The organism is Chitinophaga niabensis, from assembly GCF_900129465.1.
Classification (GTDB): Bacteria; Bacteroidota; Bacteroidia; order Chitinophagales; family Chitinophagaceae; genus Chitinophaga; species Chitinophaga niabensis.
In genome coordinates this window covers 2328356-2353506 of sequence record NZ_FSRA01000002.1, presented here as the reverse complement: position 1 = coordinate 2353506, position 25151 = coordinate 2328356, and the positions used below count along the sequence as shown (strand labels likewise).

Here is a 25151-nt window from a genome sequence, read left to right as displayed (position 1 = left end):
TACTATTCCAGGATTTTATAATCAACCAATTTATTTCTTAGAAGTAGAGTAAGAATAAGGGAATGCATCTTCTTTTGTACCCCTTATTGTTTCTGGTGTTGCCCCCATCGTCAGACGCATGTTGCCACCTTTCTGAATATCTTCATGTGCGATCCAGTTCTTCGTAAGTGGCTTACCGTTCAGCAAAATGTTCTGCGTATAGATATTAGTAGCGCTGTTACCCGCTGCATCGATCACAAACTTCTTTCCATTCTCCAGGGTGAGTGTCAGTTTCGGGAACAGTGGCGCGCCTAAAACATACTGGTCTGTTCCGGGGCAAACCGGGTAAAAACCCATGGCAGAGAACACATACCATGCGGATGTCTGCCCGTTATCTTCGTCACCGCAATATCCGTCAGGCCCGGCATGATATAATTTATTCATTACCTGGCGTACCCAGTACTGTGCTTTCCAGGGCTGGCCGGCATAGTTGTATAAATAGATCATGTGCTGAATGGGTTGGTTACCATGGGCATATTGCCCCATGTTACCGATCTGCATTTCGCGGATCTCATGGATCACACTACGGTAATAGCTTTCATCATAGATAGGAGGCATGGTGAAAACAGAATCCAGCATTTTGGCAAACATCTCCCGTCCGCCCATCAAAGTGGCAAGGCCCTGTACATCGTGAAATACGGACCATGTATAATGCCAGCTGTTACCTTCGGTAAATGCATCTCCCCATTTGAAAGGATTAAAAGGAGCCTGGAATTTTCCGTCCTTGTTCTTTCCTCTCATCAGTTTCGTTTCAGGATCAAGCAGGTTACGGTAGTTCTGGCTGCGTTTAGCAAACCTGTCAATCTCTGCCTGCGGGCGTTTCAGTGCAATAGCCAATTTGTAGATGGTGAAATCGTCATATGCATACTCCAATGTACGGGCAGCGTTTTCATTGATATCCACATCGTAGGGAATGTAACCCAGCTCGTTATAATACTTCACACCTTTACGGCCTACGGAAGTAAGCGGACCTTCATTCTCTGTATTTTTCAGGATGGCTTCATATAAAGTATTGATATCAAAACCACGCACACCCTTTAAATAAGCATCTGCAATCAGGGAGGCGGAGTTGGAACCGATCATACAATCCCTGTGGCCGGGGCTTGCCCACTCAGGTAACCAGCCGCTTTCTTTGTAAGCGTTGGCCAATCCTTCCATGATATGACTGTTCAGCTCGGGATACATCATGTTGAAGAAGGGGAAAACGGCACGGAAAGTATCCCAGAAACCATTATCCGTAAACATATACCCGGGCAGCACTTTTCCGTTGTACGGGCTGTAGTGCATGATCTTATTCTGTGCATCAAATTCATAGAACTTGCGGGGGAACAGCAATACACGGTACAGGCAGGAATAGAAGGTCCTGGTCTGATCAACGGAACCACCTTCCGGCTGAATGCGGCTTAACTCTTTGTTCCAGCTGTCTTTAGCTTTCTGGCGGGTAATATCAAAGCCATCCTTACCCAATTCCCTTTGCAGGTTCAATTCAGCCTGTTCAAAGCTGATAAAGGAAGAGGCTACTTTCAGGTTCACCTTTTCGCCTTTGCCGGTTTTGAATCCAACAACTGCTCCCACGTGACCGGCTTTATATTCAAGGGTATCTTTCACCAGCTGGTTACCATTAAAGGTTTTCGCTACGGTGAAAGGCTTCTCAAAATAGATAACGAAATAGTTCTTGAAATTTTCAGGTACACCGCCACTGTTACGGGTGGTATAACCGATGATCTTGTTCTCTGCAGGGATCACTTTAATATAGGATCCCCTGTCAAAGGCGTCTACTACTACAAAAGCACTATCCGTACGGGGGAAGGTAAAGCGGAATTGCGCGGCTCTTTCTGTAGGTGTGATCTCTGTGGTTACATCAGCATCCGCCAGGTATACACTATAATAATAAGGTTTTGCGACCTCAGCTTTATGGGAGTACCAGCTGGCACGGTCGTCCTGGTTGAACTTTAAATTCTCCGTTACGGGCATAATGGCAAACTGGCCATAATCGTTGATCCAGGGAGAGGGCTGATGGGTTTGTTTGAACCCGCGGATCTTATCTGCGGTATACTGATATGCCCAACCATTTCCGATGGTATTGGTTTGTGGCATCCAGAAGTTCATACCCCAGGGTACGGCAATGGCGGGATAGGTGTTCCCATTGGATAAACTTCCTTTAGAATCTGTACCCATTAGAGGATTTACCCATTCTACCGGATCTGTTACTTTGGAAACCGTCTGTGCATTCACCTGTATTCCCGCACATAAGGCTAATATCAACCCTGTTCTTTTCATAATATAAGCTGAGATTTTATTAGCAAAATCGATTTAGTAAAAAGAAAGGGGCCGGCCCAGGAATGGGCCAGCCGTTAGATGCTACTCTTTATTGTTTGTATGATAAGCACTATAGAATAAACATTTTAGTCGACATAACCCGGGTTCTGTTTCAGGCTGGGATTAGCTGTAATCTGCCTGCGGGGAATAGGGAATATCTTCCATTTGTCATTGTTCGTAGCAGTGTGATCCCACCAGGAATTGGTTGTAAATTTACCAAAACGGATCATATCACTTCTGCGTTTCCCTTCAAAGATAAACTCGCGGCCTCTTTCTGCCAAAAATTCATCCATAGTTAATGTTGCCACCGTATAAGCCGCTGCCGGCCAGTCTTCTACTTTGAAAGCACGTTTCCGTACTTCGTTCACCAGGTCAACCGCAGCCTGGGTGGGCACATTATTGTTTTTACGTGTTAAAGCCTCTGCTTTATTGTAATAGATCTCCGCCAGGCGATACAGCACAAAATCGTTATTCCAGTAATTCGCATCCAATTGAGTACCAGGCAGATACTTCGCAAAACGTGCCCCACTGTTCTCTTCTCCCCTTGTCATGCCACCTGGCCCTGTTTCTCCTTCTGAATTACGGCGGATCTCTTTCACAAAAATAAGCGGCTTATTGTTATATTCTTCCGTTCCCCTTAAAACCGTATCCCCGGGGTCCGTTGCACTCCTCATTGCCGGATGTTTATATTGCAAACCTATCAGCATCCAGTTGCTTTTACGCAGGTCCTTGTCTTCAAAGGCATCAAATGCCGTAGGAATAACCACGATGCCGTTATTGCCCCCGAAAGTGGCATTATAGGCAAAACGCTGGTTATAGTGCCATAGGTCACCACTCCATCCAAACCTGGCATTCCCTACTGTATAATCATAAGCAATTTGGAAAAGGTTCTCGGGAGAAGTATGGTTTACATTACTGAAAGGCTTCATGATATCTGTTTCCAGCTTGGGAACAGTCCCAAAAAGGGAACCGCCTTCGCCGTTGATGATCTTGTCGCAATAAGTAATGCATTCATCCCATTTCGGTGTTCCCGCCCATTCCTGTGCATTTAGGTATAGTTCCGCCAACATCGCATATCCACCGGCTTTTGAGATCCTCCCTACCATGGCCGGTGCGAGCGGCTGTAGCAGTTCCACATTGTCCTTCAACTCTTTTTCAATAAAGGCCCAGACTTCTGCCCGGGGCTTATTGGGAGGATTCAAAGGTTCTCCAACGGTTGTAATAATAGGAATATTTCCGTAAAGATCTATGAGTTTTAAATAATGCCAGGCACGAAGCACTTTGGTTTCCGCTATGATAGAGGCTTTATCGGCTTCCGTCATTCCAATCTTTGTGAAATCCACCTTTTCAAGATCGGAAATAGTATTGTTACAAAAGCCCATCCCCCAGAATATCAGCCTCCAGGGGTTCCAGGCATTCGGATCATCTACCGTCCAGGTATGCTGGTGCAAACGGATCCAATCCCCTCCATCGTAACCATGCCTGCCTTTCTGAGGCCAGGCCAGCTGATCTCCGGCCAGTTCATTTACACGCCAGTAACCTACCTGCCCCGTGGGAGCCGCCCATGCATTAGCATGTGTAAAAGGACGTAATACTGCGGCCATTACTTCCTGCCGGTTGTTGTAAAATTTTTCAGCATTCACCTGGCTGTATACATTCTCATCCAGGTTGGTACATGCATTCATACCTGTGAGCATAGCCGCCAGGCCCAATAATATATGTTTCTTTTGCATTGTTTTCATTTTTTAGATCCCTGTTAAAATCCAACCTGAAGGCCTACCGCAAATGATTTTGTTCTTGGATAGAACCCCCTTTCATCAATACCGGTAGTTAAACCGTTATCCTGTAATTCAGGGTCCAGGCCGGAATAATTGGTGATAGTGGCAATGTTCCTGCCGGTAGCATACAAACGCAGACTGCGGATATACTTGGTGGGTAATTTGAAATTATACCCCAGCGTAATATTATCCAGTTTCACGAAATCGCCTTTCTCCAGGTAGTAATCTGAATACTGCGGAGCATCGTTCAGCTGACCGTGTACAGTAAGCCCTCTTTTCAGCATATTGTTCGGCAACCATTGTTTGTTGGCGAAGTACAGGTCTTGGAGGTTCAGGATCTTGTAAGCGAATTTGCCACGGAAGAATATGGTGAGGTCAAAGTTCTTGTAACGCACTGTATTGCTCCAGGAAGCCATGTATTTGGGAATACTGTTACCCAGTACTGTTTTGTCTTCCTCCGTCATTGCAGCTGCTTCTGCTTTGGAACCATCTTTCTTGTAGAACAGCCATTTGCCCTGGTCCGTAAAACCGGCGAAACGTTTTCCATAGAAATTACCGATCGTTCCACCTTCTACGATACGGATGGCATTACCCAAGGCACCGGGAGAAGGTAACCCGCCAAACTCCAGCAGGTTAATGCTGAACTTATCGTTGGAAAGAGACTTCAGTTTGTTGTTCTGATTGTTGAAAGTAATGTCTGTGCGCCAGGTCACTTCTTTGGTTTGAATGGGAATGGCATTGATGTAGATCTCAAAACCTTTATTGGTGATAGTTCCCACGTTGGTAAACAAACTCTCTGTTACATAAGGCGGCAGTTGTGCCACTGCATTGATGGCCAGGTCTTTTGTTTCCCTGGTATAGTAGTCGATAGAACCACCCAGGCGGCGGTTTAATAAAGAGAAGTCTATACCAATGTTATACTCCTTCTTTTTCTCCCAGCGCAGGTCCGGATTGGGGTTCTTGGAAGGGCCATAGGTTTGGTACCAAACACCATTTTGCAGATAACTACCACCGGTGCTTAACATTACCTGGGATAAGTAGTTAGCCCAGCCATCGTTACCGGTAACACCATACCCTGCACGCAGTTTCAATTCATTCACCGCAGGAATAGCTTTCATAAATTCTTCTTCACTCAACATCCATCCCACAGAAACGGAAGGGAAATTACCCCACTTATTGTTGTTACCGAACTTGGAAGAACCTTCATGGCGTAAGCTCAATTGCGCCATGTATTTTTTGCGGAATGCATAGTTCACCCTTCCGAAGAATGCGATCAGTGTATTGTCTTCTTTACTGCTTCCCATACCGGCTTTACCCTGAGTGAGATAAACACCGTTTCCAAGGTTCCAGTCGGCAAAAGCATCTGTGAGGAAACCGGAGTTATTGGCAGAGAACCATTCCTGTGTGGCATACTGATAGCTGTAACCACCTACTACCTGTACATCATGATCCCCGGCGATATTTTTAGAGTAATCAATAGTAGATTCAAAAATGCGGTTTACCTGGTTATCATTCCTTTTGTAGGCATAACCACCTCCCTGGTAATCGTTCTGGGAAGAACGGGAAGCCCTGTTGCGATACTGACGGTCGTTCCAGTTATTACGCATGATAGCACCAAAGGCAGACACATGTAAGCCATCGATCACTTCCAGGGTCACCTTTGCATCACCGGACAATGTTTGCTGATCGCGCTCAGATAATTCCTGTTGTAAACGTGCAATAGGATTATAGTTGTTGAAAGCAGTTGTTTCAATGTATTTGCCATCAGGCCCGATGATCGGAGCCGTGGGATTCCTTTGCACGGCCTGTTCAAAGTCTCCCGTACTGCCGCCCAGCAGATCAGCTTTATTGAAGTTGGTTGCCAGGTTGATCTGCATGGTGAGCTTACCCTGTAAACCAGTTTGATTAAGGTTCAAACGACCACCGTATTGTTGACGGTTATTACGGATGGCAATACCCTGCGCATCGCTGTAGTAAATGGCTGCACGATAGTTAGATCTATCCGTACCACCAGTGGCGGAAAAGTTATGATAATGACTGAGGTTATCTTTATTGATCAGCATATCATACAGGTTAACATCAGCACCAAGGTGATTGGTGGGTGTGGTAACTGCTTTGTATTCTTCTGCTGTAAGGGTTACCGGCTTTTTATCCACCACTTCCCTTTGCAGGTATGTAGAATAGTTGAACTGCGGTTCACCGGATTTACCTTTTTTAGTAGTTACCAGTATAACCCCGCCATTACCACGGGTACCATAAATAGCCGCAGCGGAACCATCACGCAATACGTCAATAGAGGCAATGTCGTCCTGCGTTAACAGGTCAAGATTACCACCGGGGATACCATCAATTACAATCAATGGGCCATTGGTACCACTGAGGCTCGTTACACCCCGCAACTGCAAAGAGGCCCCTTCATTAGGGTTGTTGCCTCTTGTGCGGGTAATGCTCAAACCAGCCACTTTACCTTGTACAAGGTCCATGGCGCTGCGGGTACCACCCTGGTTAAAGTCTTCCGCTTTAATGGAAGTTACTGCAGAAGTGATCTCTCTTCTTTTCAACGTACCATATCCCACCACCACTACATCATTCAATGTTTTGGAAGAGAGTGCCAGCCCTACATTTATTTCATCACCGGGGCCTATCCTTACTTCTTTTGTTTCATAACCGATAAAAGAAAATTCAAGGGCTGCTGTCTGGGCGGGAACAACAATACTGTAGGTACCGTTCACGCCGGTGGCTGTACCGCTGTTACTGTTCCTGATCTTAACAGTAACACCGGGGAGGGGCGTATTGTCTTTTGCATCTATTACCCTGCCCTTGATGGTACGGGTCTGTGCAAAAGAAAGCGAGGCTATAAGCAGGAATAAGGTGCTTAGCCAACTCACGCGCTTTAGATACGTGGATTTTTTGTTCATTGCAAATGAAATTGAATTGGTTAATACTATGGGTGTAAAATCTTTCGTCCCGGTTACTGATGTTCTGGCATAGCATTCCCATTCACCTCCTAAAGGACGCGTCAGGAAAGGGCAAAAGATTTTAGCCATGACATTGGGCATGTCAAGCAAAATCGATTTAGCAGATGGTTTTAAAGGCGGAAACCTGGGTGGCAATACTGCGTTGCCAGATTACTATCTTTTCATTGTGAATAAAGGTTTTTGGTATTTGAATTTTTCAATAAGTGATGCCTGCCAAAGTGGAATCGTCACGGCAGTACATCAGGTTTTCTTTGTAATTTTTCTTTGTAATTCTAGTTTAACGTTAGCATTGATTCCCTCCCGGTTGTATAGCGTTAGCGGGTCACCTCCCAACCAGGAAATAAGTTTAGTTCGATTTATACTTCTAAAATGTATTCAAAACGTCACGAAAGCTAGGTTGCTGTTAGCCTGAAATCCCTTGTTCACTCTTCTTTGTGGCTTTCTTTTTCCATAAGACCTTCTCCCTTTCGGGTGCTAAATGCAAAATCGATTTAGCTAAGTGTTCTAAAAAAAGACCCAAAAGGATCATTGTGCTTCAATTGACCTTAACAAGCACACCATAAATGTATAATTAATTTGCCTGAATCAAAATAATTTTAACATTTTTTCTTCAAACGGGTTACTCTTTTTTTCGTATACACTTTACCGCAAAGGGTTTTGCGGTATATTAAAAAAACAGGATGGTCAACGCTTGTCAGGCAGAGCCCCGTTGAATAAATTTACCGGGCACTTCTACCTGGTTCTTACGGGTGGCGGGTTTACTTTTATCTAATTGGTTCATCAACAGGGTCATTGCCGTTTTGGCAATCTCTTCTATAGGTTGCTGCACCACTGTTATGCCGGGAGGATACAAACGGAATATATCATGATCATCAAAACAGATCATGGCCATATCGTGTGGTATCCTGAGGCCAAGGCCTGCTATACTTTCCAATCCCAGTATACCCAGGTAGTTCGTGGAAAAGAAAATAGCATCCATGCCTTTATTGTCTTTTATAAAATCCTGTATGGTCTTAACGGCTTCTTCCCGGGGAATGTTATAAGAAAGCCTGAGGATCTGTTTGTTCCGTACCGGCATGTCGTTATCCCGCAGTGTATCTTTATATCCCTGCAAACGCTGCTGGATCTGTACCAGTTCCATATCTACCGTTACAAATCCTATCTTCTTATACCCTTTCCCTACCAGGTGTTTTATGCCCTGTTTCACACCACCCGCATTATCGATCAGCACATAAGGCACCGATACTTCCGGGAAATAACTGTCCATCAAAACCACCGGGCGTTTATGTGCCTGTAATTGCTGAATATCCTTTTCCATACCGGGAGCCGGGGTGATCAGGTAACCATCTACCTGCTGGCGGCCCAGCATCCTGATCAGGTCCCCTCCTTTCTGCGGATTATTCTCGGTACTGCAATACACAATGTTGTAACCATATTTGTCGGCCTCGGATTCTATCACCCTTGCCAATGCGGCGAAAAAACTACCGGAAATACTTTCTACCATCAGGCCAAGGGTTTTGGACTGGCCGGTACGCAAATTCACGGCTACAGAGTGAGGGGTGTACCCTGTTTTTTTCACTACAGCCAGCACTTTCTCTGCCAGCTCATCGCTGATCCGCATCTGGCGGGCCTTTCCATTTAACACAAACGAAACGGTGGATGGCGCAACACCGGCCATCCTGGCTACATCTTTAAGGGAGAGACGCTTTATTTCCTGGCCTTTTTCTTTCATGGTGGTTATGCGCTGTTTTTATTGGCCGGGACTTGCGGCTCGAGGTTGACGATTACAGTATAATGGCTCACTGACCTTCTAAGGACGGAATTTACGGTTAATAATCGGAATATGCCGGTACTTAGGTCCAATAATATAACACCGGCTTTGCCGGAGGCCGTCTGAATGTTGGCATTTATCAAATTCCCAAAGAATTATCTACCCTGCGATAGTTCATCCGCCACAATACATTCGCCAGCTTTCGCGCGGTGTTCTTTACAAATGTTTCACTCTTCTCAGGGAAATAAATATGGAGAGATTCATGCAGGCTCACTTCCAGGTGTTTTCGCCCTTGCAGGCGGCTGTCTATTACAATGGTATTAACACCGTAGTCGGACATGCCAAAGGCCTTTTCTCTCCCCAGTTTGCGATAGATAACTTTCATACCTTTCGTATTTACCTAAAGGTACGAAGATAATCAGGGCCTTCTTACCATGAATTTACGGGAACAGTTCACCTCATCCTTTTTCATTTGAGAAAACTCTACCTGTATGTTACTGTAGTTGCCTTTATGTTCCATGATCACAGCAAACCTCCGCGCCACATTGTTAGCAATGCGTTCCAATTCCACGGGATCCATATTGCAATAGTACACAGTTGAATTAATAAGGTCAATGTGAAAAACACCATTACCGGCATTGTTTCCTATAGCAGTTCTGTCGTGCATGAGGGACGCTTCACAGCCACATTCATCCTGTAACTGCAACAGGAAAGACTCCTCTGCTGCAGAAAGCTTCTTTTCATTACAGGCAAACAGCAGGAATAATACAGGGAAGAATATTTTGCTCATACGGCTAATATTATGCGGTCTGTGTCTGTGGAGGCGCTTCTCCCTTAACACGGAAGAGGGCTGCCGTACGTTTAGGATTGCCCACTACCCACACTACATCTCCATCTTCCAGTACAGTATCTGATATAGGATTTAAGATCCGCTGATCGCCACGCTCAATGCCTACCACCATACTCCTGGCCAATTCCCGGATACCGGACTGGCGGATGCTTTTACCAAACACTGCAGAACCGGTACGCACATCAAACCGCCGCAGTTCCACTTCTGTTCTGGTATGTTTGATCTCAGGCAGATGCATGTCGATATAATTGCGGAAGGAAGTGATCTGCTCATCCGTACCTATCACCTGCAAACGGTCTCCCGGATAAAGGCGTTCCGTTTTAGGCGGAATAGGGATCAGGCGTTCTCCCCTTTCGATCATGGCTATATTTACGCCGTATTTCTCTCTCAGGATAAGCTCTTCCAGGGTTTTGCCCACACCATCCCATTCCGGCCGGACTTGGAAAGAGGCAAGGTGCGCATCCCATGGAGCCAGTACGGCGGCATCCGGTTTGGCTGCTTTTGCTGCTGCCTCTGCTGCTTCGCGGGCATTGAAGTTTTTGAAGAAACGGTCTTCCAGCCTGTTATAAAATACCTGGATCCTGCGGGACAGCAATACCAGCACTACCACCATTACAAAAGTAACAGAGAGGGCAATGGCAAAAGAGAAGAACCGGTCCAGCATAAATCCGATCATGAATACGGCTAATCCAATGCGGGCTATCCGCAGTAACCATAAAGGGCCTTTGTATTTATTCTGCTTACGCAGGTTGGAGAAAGCCGTGGTTTGTACCTGCCTTACTGCCAATGCCCAGAGGAATGGCATCATGACCAGGAAAGTGATGATCCCTGTAATGATCCTGCCCCATAAAGGGTCCATCAGTTCATTCATTTTCGGAAGCAGGTATAAGGAAGAAAGCAGGCCAATAGCCACAATGATCACTGTACAAATAACGGTGTTGGTGATATAGGCTTTCAAAACTATCTGCCAGTCACTTGCTTCAGAAATGGTTTGCGCACCGCTGCTATACCTGCTCAGGCTGGCTTTCCATTTTTCAGGTAAACGTTTATCCAGCCAGTTATAGAAGGGTTCCGCTACCTTGATCATATAGGGCGTGGTGAAGGTAGTTACCGCAGAAACGGCCACAGCAATAGGATATAGAAAATCACTGGTTACTTTTAGTGTAAGCCCCAGCGTAGCAATGATAAAAGAGAACTCCCCGATCTGCGCAAGGCTCATACCCGCCTGTACGGAAGATTTCAGTGGCTGACCGGATAATACTGCGCCTATTGTGGTACTCAATGTTTTACCTACCAATGTGATCACCGTGATCAATATTACAGGGCCAAGATACATTTGCAGCATCTTTGGATCAATGAGCATACCAACGGATACGAAGAAAATGGCGCCGAACAGGTCTTTCACAGATTTGATCAGATGCTCTATCTTCTCTGCCTGCGTGGTTTCAGCAAGGATGGAACCCATGATGAATGCGCCCAATGCTGCAGAAAAGCCTACCTGTGTAGCCAATACCACCATCAGTAAACATAAACCCAGGGAGGTTACCAATAAGGTTTCCTCACTCATCAGCGATTTGGTTTTCTTCAATAAAGTGGGAATGAAGAATATACCGCCAATAAACCAGAGGATTAAAAAGAACACCAGCTTCACAACGGAAATGAGCATTTCAGTACCGGCAAACTGCTGGCTCACGGCTAATGTGGAGAGCAACACCAATAACACGATAGCGATCAGGTCTTCCACCACGAGGATGCCAAATACAAGACCTGCGAATTTTTGCCCCTTTACACCTAATTCATCAAATGCACGGATGATGATGGTTGTGGAAGAAATAGACAATACTCCTCCCAGGAAAATACTGTCCATCGTATTCCATCCCAGTAACTGACCGGTACCATATCCCAAAGCGAGCATTACCACTACTTCCACGAATGCGGTAATAGAAGCGGAGCCGCCTACTTTCATTAATTTCTTGAAACTGAATTCCAATCCAAGGCTGAACAATAAAAAGATCACTCCTATCTCAGACCATACCTTGATATTCTCTTCTTCTCTAACGGTAGGAAACAAATCAAAATACGGACCTACCAGGATACCGGCTATTAAATAACCAAGCACCAGTGGCTGTTTCAGCTTTTTAAAGATCAGTGTTGTAATGGCTGCTGCACCCAGGATAAGGGCGAGGTCCGCAATAAGATTTGGTAAATGAATCATACTCCCGTCGTTTCGTTGGTGGCTAAAATAGCAAAAAAATCCGGGAGATAGGGTTAATAAAGCACAAGGAATGCAGCATTTCTACCGCATTCCTTGTGATTGCAAGACTATTCTTGTATTAAAATTTCATTAAAATATTTAGCGTGCAGCCCATGCTTTATAACGCAACAGGGCTTCCAGGAAGTAATAATCCGCATAGGACAAAGGAACGTCCAGTTCAGATTTACCTGGCATGGAACCAGTGCTGTGCATGAGAATGAAGTTATTATTGGCACCTTCTTTTGCCCTGTAAGCAGGACTGGCAAGGCTGATCAATGCATCCGCCCCTGCATTCCAGTAACGTTTGCTTTCTGCTTTATTCGTGTACCGGCTCAGTTCAAGCAGGGCAGAACTCATTACGGCAGCGGCAGAAGCATCCCTGATAGCATTCGGGATCTCGGGAGCATCATAGTCATAATAAGGCACCAGGTCTTTAGGCATACGTGGATGGTTCAGCATAAAATCCGCGATATGGCGGGCCTGGTCCAGGTATTTTTTATCCTTTGTTTCCCGGTACATCATGGTATAACCATATAATCCCCATGCCTGCCCGCGGCTCCATGCAGAAGCATCTGAATGGCCCTGGTGCGTTTTTTTGGCCACTACATTTCCGGTGATGGTATCATAATCCACTACGTGATAGGAACTATAATCCGGCCTGTAATGATTCTTCATGGTAGTGTTGGTATGTGTTACCGCAATCTTGTAGAAAGTGGAATCGCCGCTGTTCTTTGTAGCCCAGCACAACATTTCCAGGTTCATCATGTTATCGATGATCACAGGGCATTTCCATCCTGCGTGGTCCCAGGAACGGATAGCACCGATAGTAGGTTTGAAGCGGGTGATGAGGGAACGGGAACTCGTCATCAGGATGTCTTTGTATCCCGGTGTTCCTTCCAGTCTTAAGCCATTGCCAAAGCTGCAATACATCAGAAAGCCAAGGTCGTGCGTGTTGGTCCTGTACTGGTCCGGCAGCAGGTATTCCTGGCGTTTCAGGGCTTCCTGTTTGAATGCAGGATCTTTCGTGTATTCATAAATGTACCAGCAGGAACCCGGATAGAAACCGGCTGTCCACCAGTTAAATTTAGCCGTCATCAGGCTGCCGTCTTTATTCGTTGATCTTGGAAAAAGCGAATCCGGCAGGCTTTTCATCATATGTTTGTACTGCGCAGCGGAGAAGCGGAAGCTCTCATCTACCAGTGACAACATTTTTTTCGTGGAAAGTTTTGTTTGCGCCTGCGTATTGGTCAGCCAGCAGGCGAGTAATAAAAAGACCAGCTTTGTTTTCATAACGTTTTCAATTGTGGATTACTTCTTTTTTCTGCCTGGCCCGGCAGTAGATTCCCGCTCGACCAGGGTAATAGGCACTATTTCCTGTGAATGGCGGTAAGCCGCAGGATGTTTAGCCTGGATAAGGTCCATCAATGCAGCCACGATCCGTTCGCCCATCGTGGAAGGATATTGGTCCACAGAAGTAATGGAAGGTGTTACGATCTCTGTGCGCGGGTCGTTGGAATAACCCACGATCTTACATTGTTGCGGCACCTGTATACCATTCTTGCGGCAATATTCCAGGATAGTGAGCGCTGTGGTATCGTTTGTTGCAAAGACGCCATCCGGGTAAGGCTTCTGCGAGAAGATCTTCTCTGCAGTCTGCCATGCATTTTCTTTTGTTAGTTCATGAAAGAACACTCTTGGCTTTTTGTAAGGCAGCTTATTCTTTTGCAAAGCATCCTTGTAGCCGGCCAAACGTTCCTTGTAAAGGTTACAGGTAAGCGGCCCGGAGATATGTACGATATCTTTACAGCCCTTATCTATCAGGTGTTCCGTGGCAAGAGAACCACCCAGGAAATCATCTCCTTTGATCACTTTTACATTGTATTCTTTAGGGGGTACCCGGTCAAAGAATACCAGCGGAATATTCTGCTGTTTGAATATATCAAAGTGGGAGAAGTCTGAAGTGTACAGTGTAGCAGATACAGCCAGCCCATCCACCCTTGCTGAATACAAAGTATTCACCAATGCAATTTCCTGTTCAAGGGAATCATTGCTCTGGCAGATGATGAGGTTATAGCCATACTCCTGTAACTTATTCTGAATGATCGTACTGATAGCCGCCGGGTAGAACATGGAGATCCGGGGAACGATCAGGCCAATGGTTTTGCTTTTATTATTCCGCAAACCGGCTGCCATGGCGTTAGGGCGATAGCCCAGCTTGCGGGCCATTTTCTTTACGCGTTCTTTGGTTTTGAGACTGATGTTGGGATGATCGTTCAATGCCCTTGAAACGGTGGACACCGAAAGCCCCAGCTCGTCGGCGATATCTACAATTGTTTTCTCAGTACGAATGGCCATAGTTGATAAGTTTTACCTACCCATCCAACCGCCGTCTACCGTCATAACGGTGCCGTGCATATAGTCAGATGCGTTAGAAGCAAGGAATACAACTGGTCCCATAAAGTCTTCCGGCTCTCCCCAGCGGGAAGCAGGTATACGCTCCAGGATGCTCTGGCTGCGTTTCTCGTCTGCGCGCAGGGCGGCAGTATTATCTGTTGAAATATAACCGGGGGCGATTGCATTTACATTTACGCCACGGGAAGCCCACTCATTGGCAAATGCTTTGGTGAGTTGCCCTACAGCGCCTTTGCTTGCTGCGTAACCCGGTACATTTATTCCACCCTGGAAGGTCAGCAATGAAGCAGTGAAGATCACTTTCCCCTTTCCTCTTGCGATCATTCCTTTCCCTATCTCACGGGTAAGGATGAACTGCGCGGTTTGGTTGATGGCGATCACTTCATCCCAATATTCATCAGGATGTTCTGCTGCCGGCTTGCGCATGATAGTCCCTGCATTGTTCACCAGGATATCGATCACCGGGAAGTCTTTCTGAACCGTTGCAATAAAAGTATGCAATGCTTCGCGCTTCCCAAAATCGCATTGGTAGGCTTTAAACTTTCTGCCCGTGGCCAGCACCTCTTTTTCCACATCGCTGCCGGATAGTTCCAGGGAGGCGGATACACCTATGATATCTGCCCCGGCCTCTGCCAAAGCCACGGCCATGGCCTTTCCGATCCCTCTCTTACAACCGGTGACCAGTGCAATCTTACCTTGTAAACTAAAAAGATTCAATACGCTCATGGTGCGAAAATATTTTATCTGGTAAATGATATTTTAACCGGGTCCTTCAACCTGTCAGCCTGATCCTGCAGGTAGCGGAACCATTGGGCGGCACTAGTGATGCGCCCTGCTTTATCCCAGGCAGCCCCGGTATAGTAAGTTACTGTTTTGTTCTTATCTGTAGCTGAAACAGCCAGCAGATGGCCTTTAGCTACTACCATCTCTTTCACCGGGTTCAGGATCACACAGCCTACTCCCGTGGTGCCATCCTTTCCATGTACGGGTTCCCAATATCCCATCACACCTGCTGCTTCCTGCAGCCACATGCTCCCCGGCTCATTCCTTTTGATGATGCCGATGGCCACAGGCAGTGTGTCTGTGAACCTGATCTGCATTTTGCTGAGCTGTGCGCCGGCATCCAGGGAAATGGTTTTGGTTACGTTCACCGTAGCGCCATCTACCTGCCATGCATCATAGCTGAGTTCAAAAGTGGTACGCAAAGGCCCGCTGTCCAGGATGCGCCAGGAGGTATAGTTCTTAGGGAACCAGATACTGTCCTTCAGGTAAGGAGCAATGCCACCGCCTCCCAGTGTATAACCTACATGATAATAATCCAGTCCCTCTCCTTCATCTTTATGGTAATTGTTCCTTTTGTACCAGTTGTTGATCACCAGGTTTTCCGTGCGTTTACTCCATACATCCACACCATAGGCGTTTTCCTTTGGCGTAGCCTCTAATGCCTTTCCATACATACGGAAAGCCACACGGTCGTTCTCCCAGGCAAAGTCGTCCTTCCTTTCCGGTACGTATCTGCCAAAGGTCTTCTTTTGTACGGGCGCCGGAGTACCTGCCACGAAGGTGATGCTGATCTTGCTTTTAGCTGCTACGGGAGTTCCCAGCAATATTTTCACAGGCTCCTTTCCGCCTTCATAGATCAGCTGGTAGGCTATCTCCTTACGGGTAGCTGCATGGATGATCTTAAAAGGCCCTTTCTTCAGTGAGCCGGCCACCTGTGCATAATCCAGTTCCACCAGGTCGCTGGTGGTAGCTGCAGGATTGGATAAGGTAACGGAACGCTCCTGGGCCTGGCAGATAAAAGCCACGCCCATCCACAAACACAAAGAGATGAATTGCTTCATGAATAGTTTTGAAGGATGAAAGTATGATCGTTAGCGTAAGTCAGGAATGGCGCAATGGTCCATATCCCCGTAATCCAGGTTCTCACCTGCCATGCCCCAGATAAAGGTGTAATTGCTGGTACCCGCGCCGGAATGAATAGACCATGGAGGAGAAATAACGGCTTCGTTATTCTGCATCCAGATGTGCCTTGTTTCCTGCGGCTGGCCCCAGAAGTGGCAAACGGACTGCCCCTGCGGCACTTCGAAATAGAAATATACTTCCATGCGGCGGTCGTGTGTATGCGCCGGCATGGTATTCCAGGTATTGCCTGGTTTCAGTTCCGTCATGCCCATCTGCAACTGGCAGGTAGGTAATACGGCGTTCACCAGCAGTTTGTTGATGGTACGGTGATTGGAAGTTTCCTGTGCCCCCAGTACCACTACATCTGCCTCTTTGCGGGTGATGTGGCGGGTTGGATAGTTCATGTGGGCAGGGGTGGAATTGATGTAAAAAAGGGCGGGTGCTGCAGCATCCTTACTGGCAAAGATCACCTCCTTTTTACCTTTTCCAATGTATAAAGCTTCCTTGAAGTTGATGGAGAATACTTCCCCATCTACTGTTACAGTACCTGCGCCACCTGTGTTGATAATGCCCAGTTCCCTGCGTTCCAGGAAATAACCGGCTTTCAGGGGATCTACTGTTTCCAGTTTCACGGCTTTTTTCACCGGCATAACGCCTCCGGTAATAAAGCGGTCATAATGACTGTACACCAGGCGGACGGCATCCGCTTCAAATAAAGGTGTGATCAGTAAAGCTTGTCTTGCCTGTGCAGTATCCCAGGATTTAGCTTCCTGCGGGCTGCTGGCGTATCTGGTTTCAATAGACGTGCTCATTAAAGTGGATTTATAAAATGCCTGTTCAGTAAAAAGATATAAACAAAAGTATAATAACGACTGGAAAGGTAATATGAAAACATGAATATTGCAAACGTTTGCATGATATTGCTATAAAACGGTCAAATCTACGTGGCAAAGGGAATCCAACCCCGGTTATGAGCTGGTGTTTATTTAACTTTGCAGTTGGTTAATATCCAATCAAAAATCAAGATTTTAGTATTAAACCAGCGTCTGCAAATGCGCTATTTTAGCAAATCATGAACACGTATCTTCAGATTCATCCGAAAGACAATGTGCTGGTAGCATTACAAGACTTACCGGCAGGGCAGCAAATACAGTTCAACGGCTCAACAGTACAACTGAAGCAGAACGTTCCCGCCAAACATAAATTTCCTCTGAAAGACCTGCAACCCGGAGATTCCGTGGTAATGTACGGTGTTTTAGTTGGTAAAGCTGTATCTCCTATACAGGAAGGTGAACCCATTACGGTGAACAATGTTCATCATGATGCGAATGCCTTTCATGAAAAGGATGGCAATTACCAATGGCATCAGCCTGATGTTAGTCACTGGAAGAACAGGACCTTCAATGGTTTTCACCGGAAAGACGGGCAGGTGGGTACAAGGAATTACTGGCTCGTAATACCCATGGTATTCTGCGAGAACAGGAATGTTGGCGTTATCAAAACTGCATTTGAAAAGGGGCTTGGTTTTGCTCCTACAGAAGTTTACAATGAGCAGGTGAACGACCTTGTGCGCCTGTATAAAAGCGGCAACCTGGACGCTATTAAGAATTACGAACCGGAAACGATCACACATTCTTCCAACCGCAACCCGGTATTTCAGAATATCGACGGTATCAAATTCCTCATACATGAAGGAGGCTGTGGTGGCACCCGCCAGGATTCCGATGCACTCTGTGCATTACTGGCAGGATACATCCACCATCCGAATGTAGCAGGGGCTACGATATTGAGCCTTGGCTGCCAGCATGCGCAGGTTTCCATCCTGCAGGCGGCACTGAAAAAACTGGACCCTGAATTTGATAAACCCTTGCTGGTGTATGAACAGCAGACCAGCGATTCTGAATTCAGGATGTTATCCAATGCCATCAAGGATACTTTCCTTGCCCTGGTAGAGGCTAACAAAGTGGAACGCAAACCTGCTCCGCTTTCTAAAGTAGTGATAGGTTTGGAATGTGGTGGTTCAGACGGTTTCTCCGGCATCTCTGCCAACCCGGCCATCGGCCATACTTCAGATATGCTGATCGCATTGGGTGGCACCTCTATCCTTTCCGAGTTCCCTGAGCTTTGCGGTGTGGAACAGGAACTGATCAACCGTTGCGAGAAAGAAGAAACAGCAGATAAGTTTATCTCCATCATGCGCGCTTACGCTAATTCAGCAGAAGCAGTAGGTTCCGGTTTTGATATGAACCCTTCACCCGGTAATATCAAGGACGGTCTTATTACCGATGCTATCAAATCTGCCGGAGCAGCCAAGAAAGGTGGTAACTCTCCTGTAACGGATGTGCTGGATTATACAGAATATGTAAAGCGGCCAGGGCTAAACCTGCTCTGCACTCCCGGTAATGATGTGGAGTCTACTTCAGCAGAAGTTGGTTCAGGCGCTTCCGTAGTATTATTCACTACCGGCCTGGGAACACCAACCGGCAATCCGATTGCACCTGTCGTAAAACTGGCTACCAATAGCAGGCTCGCTAAACGTATGCCGGACATCATAGACATTGATACCGGCAGTATTATCAGCGGTGCAAAAAGCATTGAAGCCATGGGAGAAGACATTCTCGAATATGTAGTGAAAGTAGCGAGCGGAGAAGTTTTCACAAAAGCAGAGATCTTACACCAGGATGATTTCATTCCATGGAAACGTGGCGTGAGCTTATAATCACAACGATAAAAAAAGAAAGGCCCGGAATGTAATATTCCGGGCCTTTCTTTTTTTATGCGTACTTAAAATTAATCTTCTTTGATCACCACCTGTTCCATACGCGGAGCAAACAAGTGCATCGCTACCCATGCCAGCAGATACATCACACCACAGATCAGGAACAGGATGTTATAACCTGCGCCGATATTCCCCAATGCTTTGAAGTGATCCAGTAAACCACCTACTACTATCGGGAATAATAATCCGCCTATTGATCCGGCCATACCACCAATCCCTACTACAGAGCTCAGTGCAAACTTAGGGAACATGTCAGATGCGGTGGTGAAGATATTGGCAGACCAGGCCTGGTGCGCTGCGGCAGCCAGACTGATCAATGCTACCACTGCCCACATATTAGTTGTGTAACGCGCAAAAACAATGGGCACTACACAAACCGCGAAGATCAGCATCGCTACCTTTCTTGCTTTAAATACCGGCCAGCCTTTACTGATGAACCATCCTGAAAGATACCCTCCACCAATACTACCTACTGTGGTTGCTGTATATACAATGATCAGCGGCAAACCAAGATTCTTCATATCCAGTTTGAAAGTAGTAGAGAAATAAGAAGGCAGCCAGAACAGGAAGAACCACCAGATGGGATCAGTTAATAACTTACCGAATACAAACGCCCATGTCTGACGGATAGCAAACAGTTTCATCCAGGGCACTTTACGCTTAGCCGTCTGTGTTTCATCTTCCTGATCGCTGTGGATATAGGCATATTCTTCTTTAGATAATTTCTTATGCCTGGAAGGAATTTCATACATCACCAACCAGAAGGCCAGCCACACAAAACCGATAACACCCGTCCAGATAAAAGCTTCCTGCCAGCCATATGTTCCTGCAAGCCAGGGCACAATAGCAGGAGCAGCCACAGCGCCGATATTAGCACCGGAGTTAAAGATCCCCGTAGCTAAAGCTCTTTCCTTTTTAGGGAACCATTCTGCCGTAGATTTGATGGCCACGGGAAAGTTACCCGCTTCACCAATACCTAACAATGCACGGGCAGCACCAAACCCAAAGGTGGATTTAGCCAATGCATGCGCCATAGCAGCGATGCTCCATACAACAATAGACACTGTATATCCCACCTTTGTACCTACTTTGTCCACAAAACGACCAAACAGCAGCAATCCAAGTGCATAGCAACCTGAAAAGACCATTACGATCTGTCCGTATTCACTTTCAGTCCAGTTAAATTCTTTCTCCAGAATAGGCTTCAGGATTCCAATTACCTGACGATCAATGTAATTGATCGTGGTAGCAAAAAACAATAAAGCACAGATGCGCCAGCGATACCGCCCGATTACAGTGGAATTCATTTCAGATTGATTGTTTAGGATAAATACTTCTTCGGTCAAATTACTGCAACGCCCTGATAAATGCAAACGTTTGCGCCACTTTTGCACTCAATCCTTTCCAGTCCTTGTTTTCAATAGTGGATTTAGCCAGGAGATTAGACCCCATGCCTACACACACTACTCCTGCATCAAACCAGGTTTGCAGGTTACTTTGTTCCGGTTCCACTCCCCCGGTTGGCATAAATCGGGTAGTGGGGAATAAGGGTTTGATGGCTTTTACAAAACCCGGCCCCAAGGAGCTGCCGGGGAATAATTTAACGAGTGTGGCACCGTTCTTTTCTGCCACCGCTATTTCAGACGGCGTCATACAGCCTGGTACCCAGAAAATGTTCTGTGACTGGCAATAACTTCCTGTTTCAATATCCACGATCGGACTCACAATAAAGTCCGCTCCCATTTCCGTAAAGGTCTTTGCATCCGCTGCACTTTTGATGGTACCGATACCGAGATACAGATCCGGCATGGTGGTAGTTTTCAGATCGCGCAGGCGGGCAAAGTTCTGCCTTGCATTTTCTCCGCGGTTGGTGAATTCAAATACACGGATCCCTCCTTCATAACAGGCACGCATTACATCGCAACAAACTTCCGGATCATCATGATAGAATACCGGTACTATTTTGGAGGATTCAAATGCTTTTAAAATAATATCTGGCTGTGGTGTCATTTTCTCTTACATCAATTGTGTGATAGATTCCTTTGCTGTCAAATTAAAATCGCCGGTACGGAACAACTTTGTGTAAGCTGCGGCGGCGGCGTAGGAAATAGTTTCCTGGTTCGAGTACCCATTCAGGTTGGCATGGATGAGGCCGGCCATAAAACTGTCTCCGCTTCCTACCCTGTCTACCACTTCATTTGTTTCGTATTGCCTGGAAACAAATAATTCCCCGTCTTTCCAATATACGGCATAATATAAATTATGCGAGGGTGCACTGGAAAAACGGAAGGTGAATGCTACCCTGTTACAAACAGGGAATTGCGCTATAATAGCTGCAGCTGCATCTTTCGCGGCCTGCAGGTATTGTTCTTTTGTATCTGCTGCAATAGCTTCCTGGTTAAGCGGTGTGCCCAGCATCATATTAGCTGCCCATATATTACCCATGATCACATGGCAATATTTTGTTAGTCCGGGCATTACGTTGATGGGCTGCTGGCCATATTGCCAGAGCTTACTGCGATAGTTCAGATCGGTGGAAATGGTCATTCCCTTGCGGGTAGCTGCTTCCAGCACCTCTTTACAAATGATCACGGCATCCGGGTTGAGTGCTGGTGAAATAGCACTCCAGTGGAACCATTTTGCATCGCCCAGCAGATCGTCCCAGTTCACGGTGCCGGGTTTGATCTCGCTGAAGCTGGAATATTTACGGTCGTACACTACTTCTGCATGTTTCAGATCAGATCCCTGCGCAAGGTAATAAGCACCAATGCGGTCTCCGCCCCACAACATCCTGTCCGTTTGAATACCGATGGTTTGTAACTGTTCCAGTACCTGGCGTGATAAACCATTCTCAGGCGCCTTACTGATATATGCCACGGTATTTCCCCAGGTAGCTAATGCTGCGGCCACATTAGCTTCAGCACCTCCTACAAAGATGGCTGCACGCTGCTGCGCCCATTCCGGGGAAAGGCGCAGTAATATTTCTCCAAATGTTATAACTGATACCGGCTGCATTAGAAATTAAAATAGGCTTTGGCGTTATTGTAACTGATATCCTGTACCATCTTTCCTAACCATGGAATATCTCCTGGCAGTTCACCATTCTCCACATCATTGCCGATCAAATTACATAATATTCTTCTGAAATACTCATGTCTTGAATATGACAGGAAACTGCGGGAATCAGTTAACATACCTACAAACCTGCTCAGAAGGCCCATATTGCTCAGGGCGTTCATTTGTTTTTCCATGCCATCTTTCTGGTCAAGGAACCACCAGCCGGAACCGAACTGCATTTTGCCTGCAACCGTTCCATCCTGGAAATTACCTACCATGGTAGCATATACTTCGTTATGAGAAGGATTCAGGTTATACACGATGGTCTTTGCCAGTTTATCTTCTTTATCCAGCCTGTCGAAGAAGCGGCTCATGGCTTCGGCCATAGGCCAGTCTCCGATGGAATCCACCCCCGCGTCTGCGCCTAAACGTTTCAGTAAACGGGAATTATTATTGCGGATAGCACCGGCGTGAAACTGTTGCGCCCAGCCTTTTTCATGGTTCCATACGCAAATGAAATGAAGCGTGGCGGATTTGAACATGGCTGTTGCAGCATCATCCAGTTGTTTGCCGGCCATTACATCTTTAAATGCCTGCTCTAATGCTGCTTCTGTAAAATCAGCATATATGAAGAAGTTAAGGCCGTGGTCAGAAAGTCTTCCGCCATTTGCATGGAAGTAGTCGTGCCTTTTCTTCAATGCGGCCAGCAATGCGCTGTAGCTGTTGATATCAATATCCGCGGCGGCACCCAGCTTTTGCAGATAGGCTTTGAAGCTGGCAGGATCTTCCACTGCCATGGCTTTATCCGGGCGGAAAGTAGGTAATACTTTAGTGGCAAATCCCTGTTTGCTGATGGCTTCGTGATGTGTCAGCGGATCTGCGGGATCGTCTGTTGTGCAGAGCGCATCTACTTTGTAATGCTGCAACAGCGCCTTGGTGCTGAACTTTGGCAGCTGTGCGTTACAGGTTTCGTAGATGCTTTTAGCGTTATCGCCATTCAGTACTTCTTTTATACCGAAGGGGTTCAGCAGTTCCATATGCGTCCAGTGATACAAAGGATTACGCATGGTGTAGGGAACAGTTTCTGCCCATACTTTGAACTTGGTCCAATCATCTGTTCCGCCGGTGATAAGTTCTTCATTCACACCGTTTGCACGCATGGCGCGCCATTTATAGTGATCGCCTTTTAACCAGGCTTCTGTGATAGTAGCAAACTGATGGTTGCCGGCTATTTGATCAGGAGGCAGGTGATTGTGGTAATCAATTACCGGCATGTCCTTCGCATAGTCGTGGTAAAGCCTTTTGGCCGTTTCTGTTTTGAGTAAAAAGTCTTCCGATAAGAAAGTTTTCATTGCGCTGCTTATAAAACCTTAGAGTGATTTGTAACGTATGCTTTTACGCCATTCTGCATCATACCTACCAGGTGATCGGTTACGGTATCAGCAAAACCCGGGATATTATTGAGATCGGTTTCCCAGAGGCGGCTGTCTCCGCAAATACTGCGTACCATGCCTGAAACCTCCGTATAGCCCGGGGTTTCAACCGATTGCCAATAAGATGCAAAAATGGGTGCATTGTCGTCAGTGATATCGTAGAACGCGTCTTTGCGCTGTCCCTGATATTTACCATCTGTTACGCGCACAGGTTTCAGGAAAAGTAACGCAGCGGCAAACCCTAAGATCAGCATTTCGGGTAGTACACCTTTGGCTTCCCGGTAGCGCAGCAGGGTCTGCACATTACGGGCGTTCATTTTGGAACTCTGCTGAAAGGTAATACTTATGAGTTTATGTTCAATAGAAGGGTTGGCAAAACGGTCCAGCACATCCTGCGCAAATACAGCAGTCTGAGGTCCTAATGCACTGAGCGTGGGCAGGATCTCTTCTAACACAACCATTTCAAAGAAACGGCGCATATAGGCATCCTGCATACATTCATACACGGTATTCAAACCGGAAAGGTAACCCAGGGCAACAGCTGCGGTGTGGCTGCCATTCAGGATCCTTAATTTTTGCTCGCGGTAAGGTGTAATGCTGGGTGCTATCAGCATCCTGGCATCTGCCTGGTGGAAAGACAGTTTTTGGGCAACGGCGGCATCTCCTTCAATTGCCCAGAGGAGGAATGGTTCTGCTTCGATCCATAATTCATCTTCGTAACCTGCTTTTTCCCAGCATTCCTTCAGGTCCTTGGGTTTGCCCGGTACGATCCTGTCTACCAAAGAACTGCAGAACTTGTTGGCAGCAGAGATCCATTCAACGAATGCTTCCGGCATTTTGTTAAAGGCTGCCAGTTGTAATACGATCTCTTTGAGGAGTTTGCCATTATCTACCACCAGTTCCGTAGGTATGATAATGAATCCCTGGGCCGGATGTTTCTTATATCGTTCGTAAAGGATGGCCAGCAATTTACCCGGAAAGGAAACAGGCACCCCGGCGGCTACATTCTCTTCCACATACTGGATCCCCACTTCGGTAGTGTTGGATACGATGATCTCCAGGCCCGGCTGCGTGGCAGCCTCTAATATTGCCTCCCACTCTGCATTCGATTGCAAAGTACGACTAATAGAAGCGTTCACCAGGTATTGATCAACCGGTTCTCCTTGAGAAATTCCTTTAATATGTGTAGTAAAAAGGCCATCCTGTGCGGCAAAAGCGCCGGCCGGCCCATCTGTGGACTTTACCACTACCACCCGTCCCTGGAAGAGACCTTTTTTGTTTGCCTTGTCTATCAGGTAATCTACCAATCCTCTTAAAAGTACGCCTGTACCAAACTGCAGCACTTTTTCAGGATAATGGAAGTATTCAGGTGTAATACCCCAGGCGGGGTTGTTCATAACGTGTTTTCTATTCAATCTCGAAAGCATGCATGCGAAATTTATTAAATAACTAAACTGTTTAGCCGATAAATATATAGTTAGTATTCGAAATTATTGACAATTTACTAAAGATTTGCGGATATAATGCACATCAATCGTTGTAAATACCTGATTGGTTAATATTTATGCAGTATCTG

General features: G+C 46.4%; 18 protein-coding genes. 1 reads left to right on the top strand and 17 read right to left on the bottom strand.

What is annotated here, in order from left to right; all coding sequences use genetic code 11:
- Window positions 1-30: 30 nt before the first annotated feature.
- From BUR42_RS26795 to kduI, 12 genes are all read right to left on the bottom strand, one after another.
- Entirely contained in the window at window positions 31-2319 is a 2289-nt protein-coding gene (locus tag BUR42_RS26795) for a GH92 family glycosyl hydrolase (protein ID WP_074242610.1), read from the bottom strand.
- Between the two features lie 125 nt (window positions 2320-2444).
- The gene (locus BUR42_RS26790) at window positions 2445-4091 is read right to left on the bottom strand and encodes a RagB/SusD family nutrient uptake outer membrane protein (RefSeq protein ID WP_234979814.1); all 1647 of its coding nucleotides are present in this window, start codon (window positions 4089-4091) and stop codon (window positions 2445-2447) included.
- A gap of 23 nt (window positions 4092-4114) precedes the next feature.
- The gene (locus tag BUR42_RS26785) at window positions 4115-7024 is read right to left on the bottom strand and encodes a SusC/RagA family TonB-linked outer membrane protein (RefSeq protein WP_234979813.1); all 2910 of its coding nucleotides are present in this window, start codon (window positions 7022-7024) and stop codon (window positions 4115-4117) included.
- Between the two features lie 784 nt (window positions 7025-7808).
- Window positions 7809-8846, bottom strand: coding sequence for a LacI family DNA-binding transcriptional regulator (locus BUR42_RS26775; RefSeq protein WP_234979812.1), 1038 nt, complete (start codon window positions 8844-8846; stop codon window positions 7809-7811).
- Window positions 8847-9024: 178 nt separating this feature from the next.
- A complete protein-coding gene (locus BUR42_RS26770; protein WP_074242607.1) occupies window positions 9025-9270 on the bottom strand; it encodes a hypothetical protein in 246 nt (81 codons plus the stop codon).
- Between the two features lie 33 nt (window positions 9271-9303).
- Window positions 9304-9675 (bottom strand): hypothetical protein, encoded by a 372-nt coding sequence (locus tag BUR42_RS26765; RefSeq protein WP_074242606.1) that lies wholly within the window; start codon window positions 9673-9675, stop codon window positions 9304-9306.
- A gap of 10 nt (window positions 9676-9685) precedes the next feature.
- Window positions 9686-11950, bottom strand: coding sequence for a monovalent cation:proton antiporter family protein (locus BUR42_RS26760; RefSeq protein WP_074242605.1), 2265 nt, complete (start codon window positions 11948-11950; stop codon window positions 9686-9688).
- A gap of 138 nt (window positions 11951-12088) precedes the next feature.
- Window positions 12089-13279, bottom strand: a complete 1191-nt coding sequence (locus BUR42_RS26755) for a glycoside hydrolase family 88 protein (RefSeq protein WP_074242604.1) — start codon at window positions 13277-13279, stop codon at window positions 12089-12091.
- A gap of 18 nt (window positions 13280-13297) precedes the next feature.
- The gene (locus tag BUR42_RS26750) at window positions 13298-14344 is read right to left on the bottom strand and encodes a LacI family DNA-binding transcriptional regulator (protein WP_074242603.1); all 1047 of its coding nucleotides are present in this window, start codon (window positions 14342-14344) and stop codon (window positions 13298-13300) included.
- Between the two features lie 12 nt (window positions 14345-14356).
- A complete protein-coding gene (locus BUR42_RS26745) occupies window positions 14357-15127 on the bottom strand; it encodes an SDR family NAD(P)-dependent oxidoreductase (protein ID WP_074242602.1) in 771 nt (256 codons plus the stop codon).
- 14 nt (window positions 15128-15141) lie between these two features.
- The gene (locus BUR42_RS26740; protein ID WP_074242601.1) at window positions 15142-16245 is read right to left on the bottom strand and encodes a DUF4861 family protein; all 1104 of its coding nucleotides are present in this window, start codon (window positions 16243-16245) and stop codon (window positions 15142-15144) included.
- Between the two features lie 30 nt (window positions 16246-16275).
- Window positions 16276-17118, bottom strand: coding sequence for a 5-dehydro-4-deoxy-D-glucuronate isomerase (gene kduI, locus BUR42_RS26735; protein ID WP_074242600.1), 843 nt, complete (start codon window positions 17116-17118; stop codon window positions 16276-16278).
- Between the two features lie 260 nt (window positions 17119-17378).
- Here kduI and BUR42_RS26730 point away from each other — a divergent pair, with 260 nt between their 5' ends.
- Window positions 17379-19025 carry a UxaA family hydrolase gene (locus tag BUR42_RS26730; protein WP_084185847.1) on the top strand — a complete coding sequence of 549 codons (1647 nt, stop codon included), beginning with the start codon at window positions 17379-17381 and terminating at the stop codon, window positions 19023-19025.
- 71 nt (window positions 19026-19096) lie between these two features.
- Here the strand turns inward: BUR42_RS26730 and BUR42_RS26725 are convergent, their stop codons facing one another.
- The 5 genes from BUR42_RS26725 to BUR42_RS26705 are packed head-to-tail and all read right to left on the bottom strand — an operon-like array spanning window position 19097 to window position 25002.
- Window positions 19097-20392 carry an MFS transporter gene (locus BUR42_RS26725; protein WP_074243247.1) on the bottom strand — a complete coding sequence of 432 codons (1296 nt, stop codon included), beginning with the start codon at window positions 20390-20392 and terminating at the stop codon, window positions 19097-19099.
- Between the two features lie 40 nt (window positions 20393-20432).
- Window positions 20433-21095, bottom strand: a complete 663-nt coding sequence (locus tag BUR42_RS26720) for a beta/alpha barrel domain-containing protein (protein ID WP_074242598.1) — start codon at window positions 21093-21095, stop codon at window positions 20433-20435.
- 6 nt (window positions 21096-21101) lie between these two features.
- The gene (locus BUR42_RS26715; RefSeq protein WP_074242597.1) at window positions 21102-22100 is read right to left on the bottom strand and encodes a sugar kinase; all 999 of its coding nucleotides are present in this window, start codon (window positions 22098-22100) and stop codon (window positions 21102-21104) included.
- Entirely contained in the window at window positions 22100-23494 is a 1395-nt protein-coding gene (gene uxaC, locus BUR42_RS26710; protein WP_074242596.1) for a glucuronate isomerase, read from the bottom strand. Before uxaC ends, BUR42_RS26715 begins: the two co-directional genes overlap by 1 nt.
- Before the next feature lie 8 nt (window positions 23495-23502).
- The gene (locus tag BUR42_RS26705; protein WP_074242595.1) at window positions 23503-25002 is read right to left on the bottom strand and encodes a tagaturonate reductase; all 1500 of its coding nucleotides are present in this window, start codon (window positions 25000-25002) and stop codon (window positions 23503-23505) included.
- Between the last annotated feature and the right edge of the window lie 149 nt (window positions 25003-25151).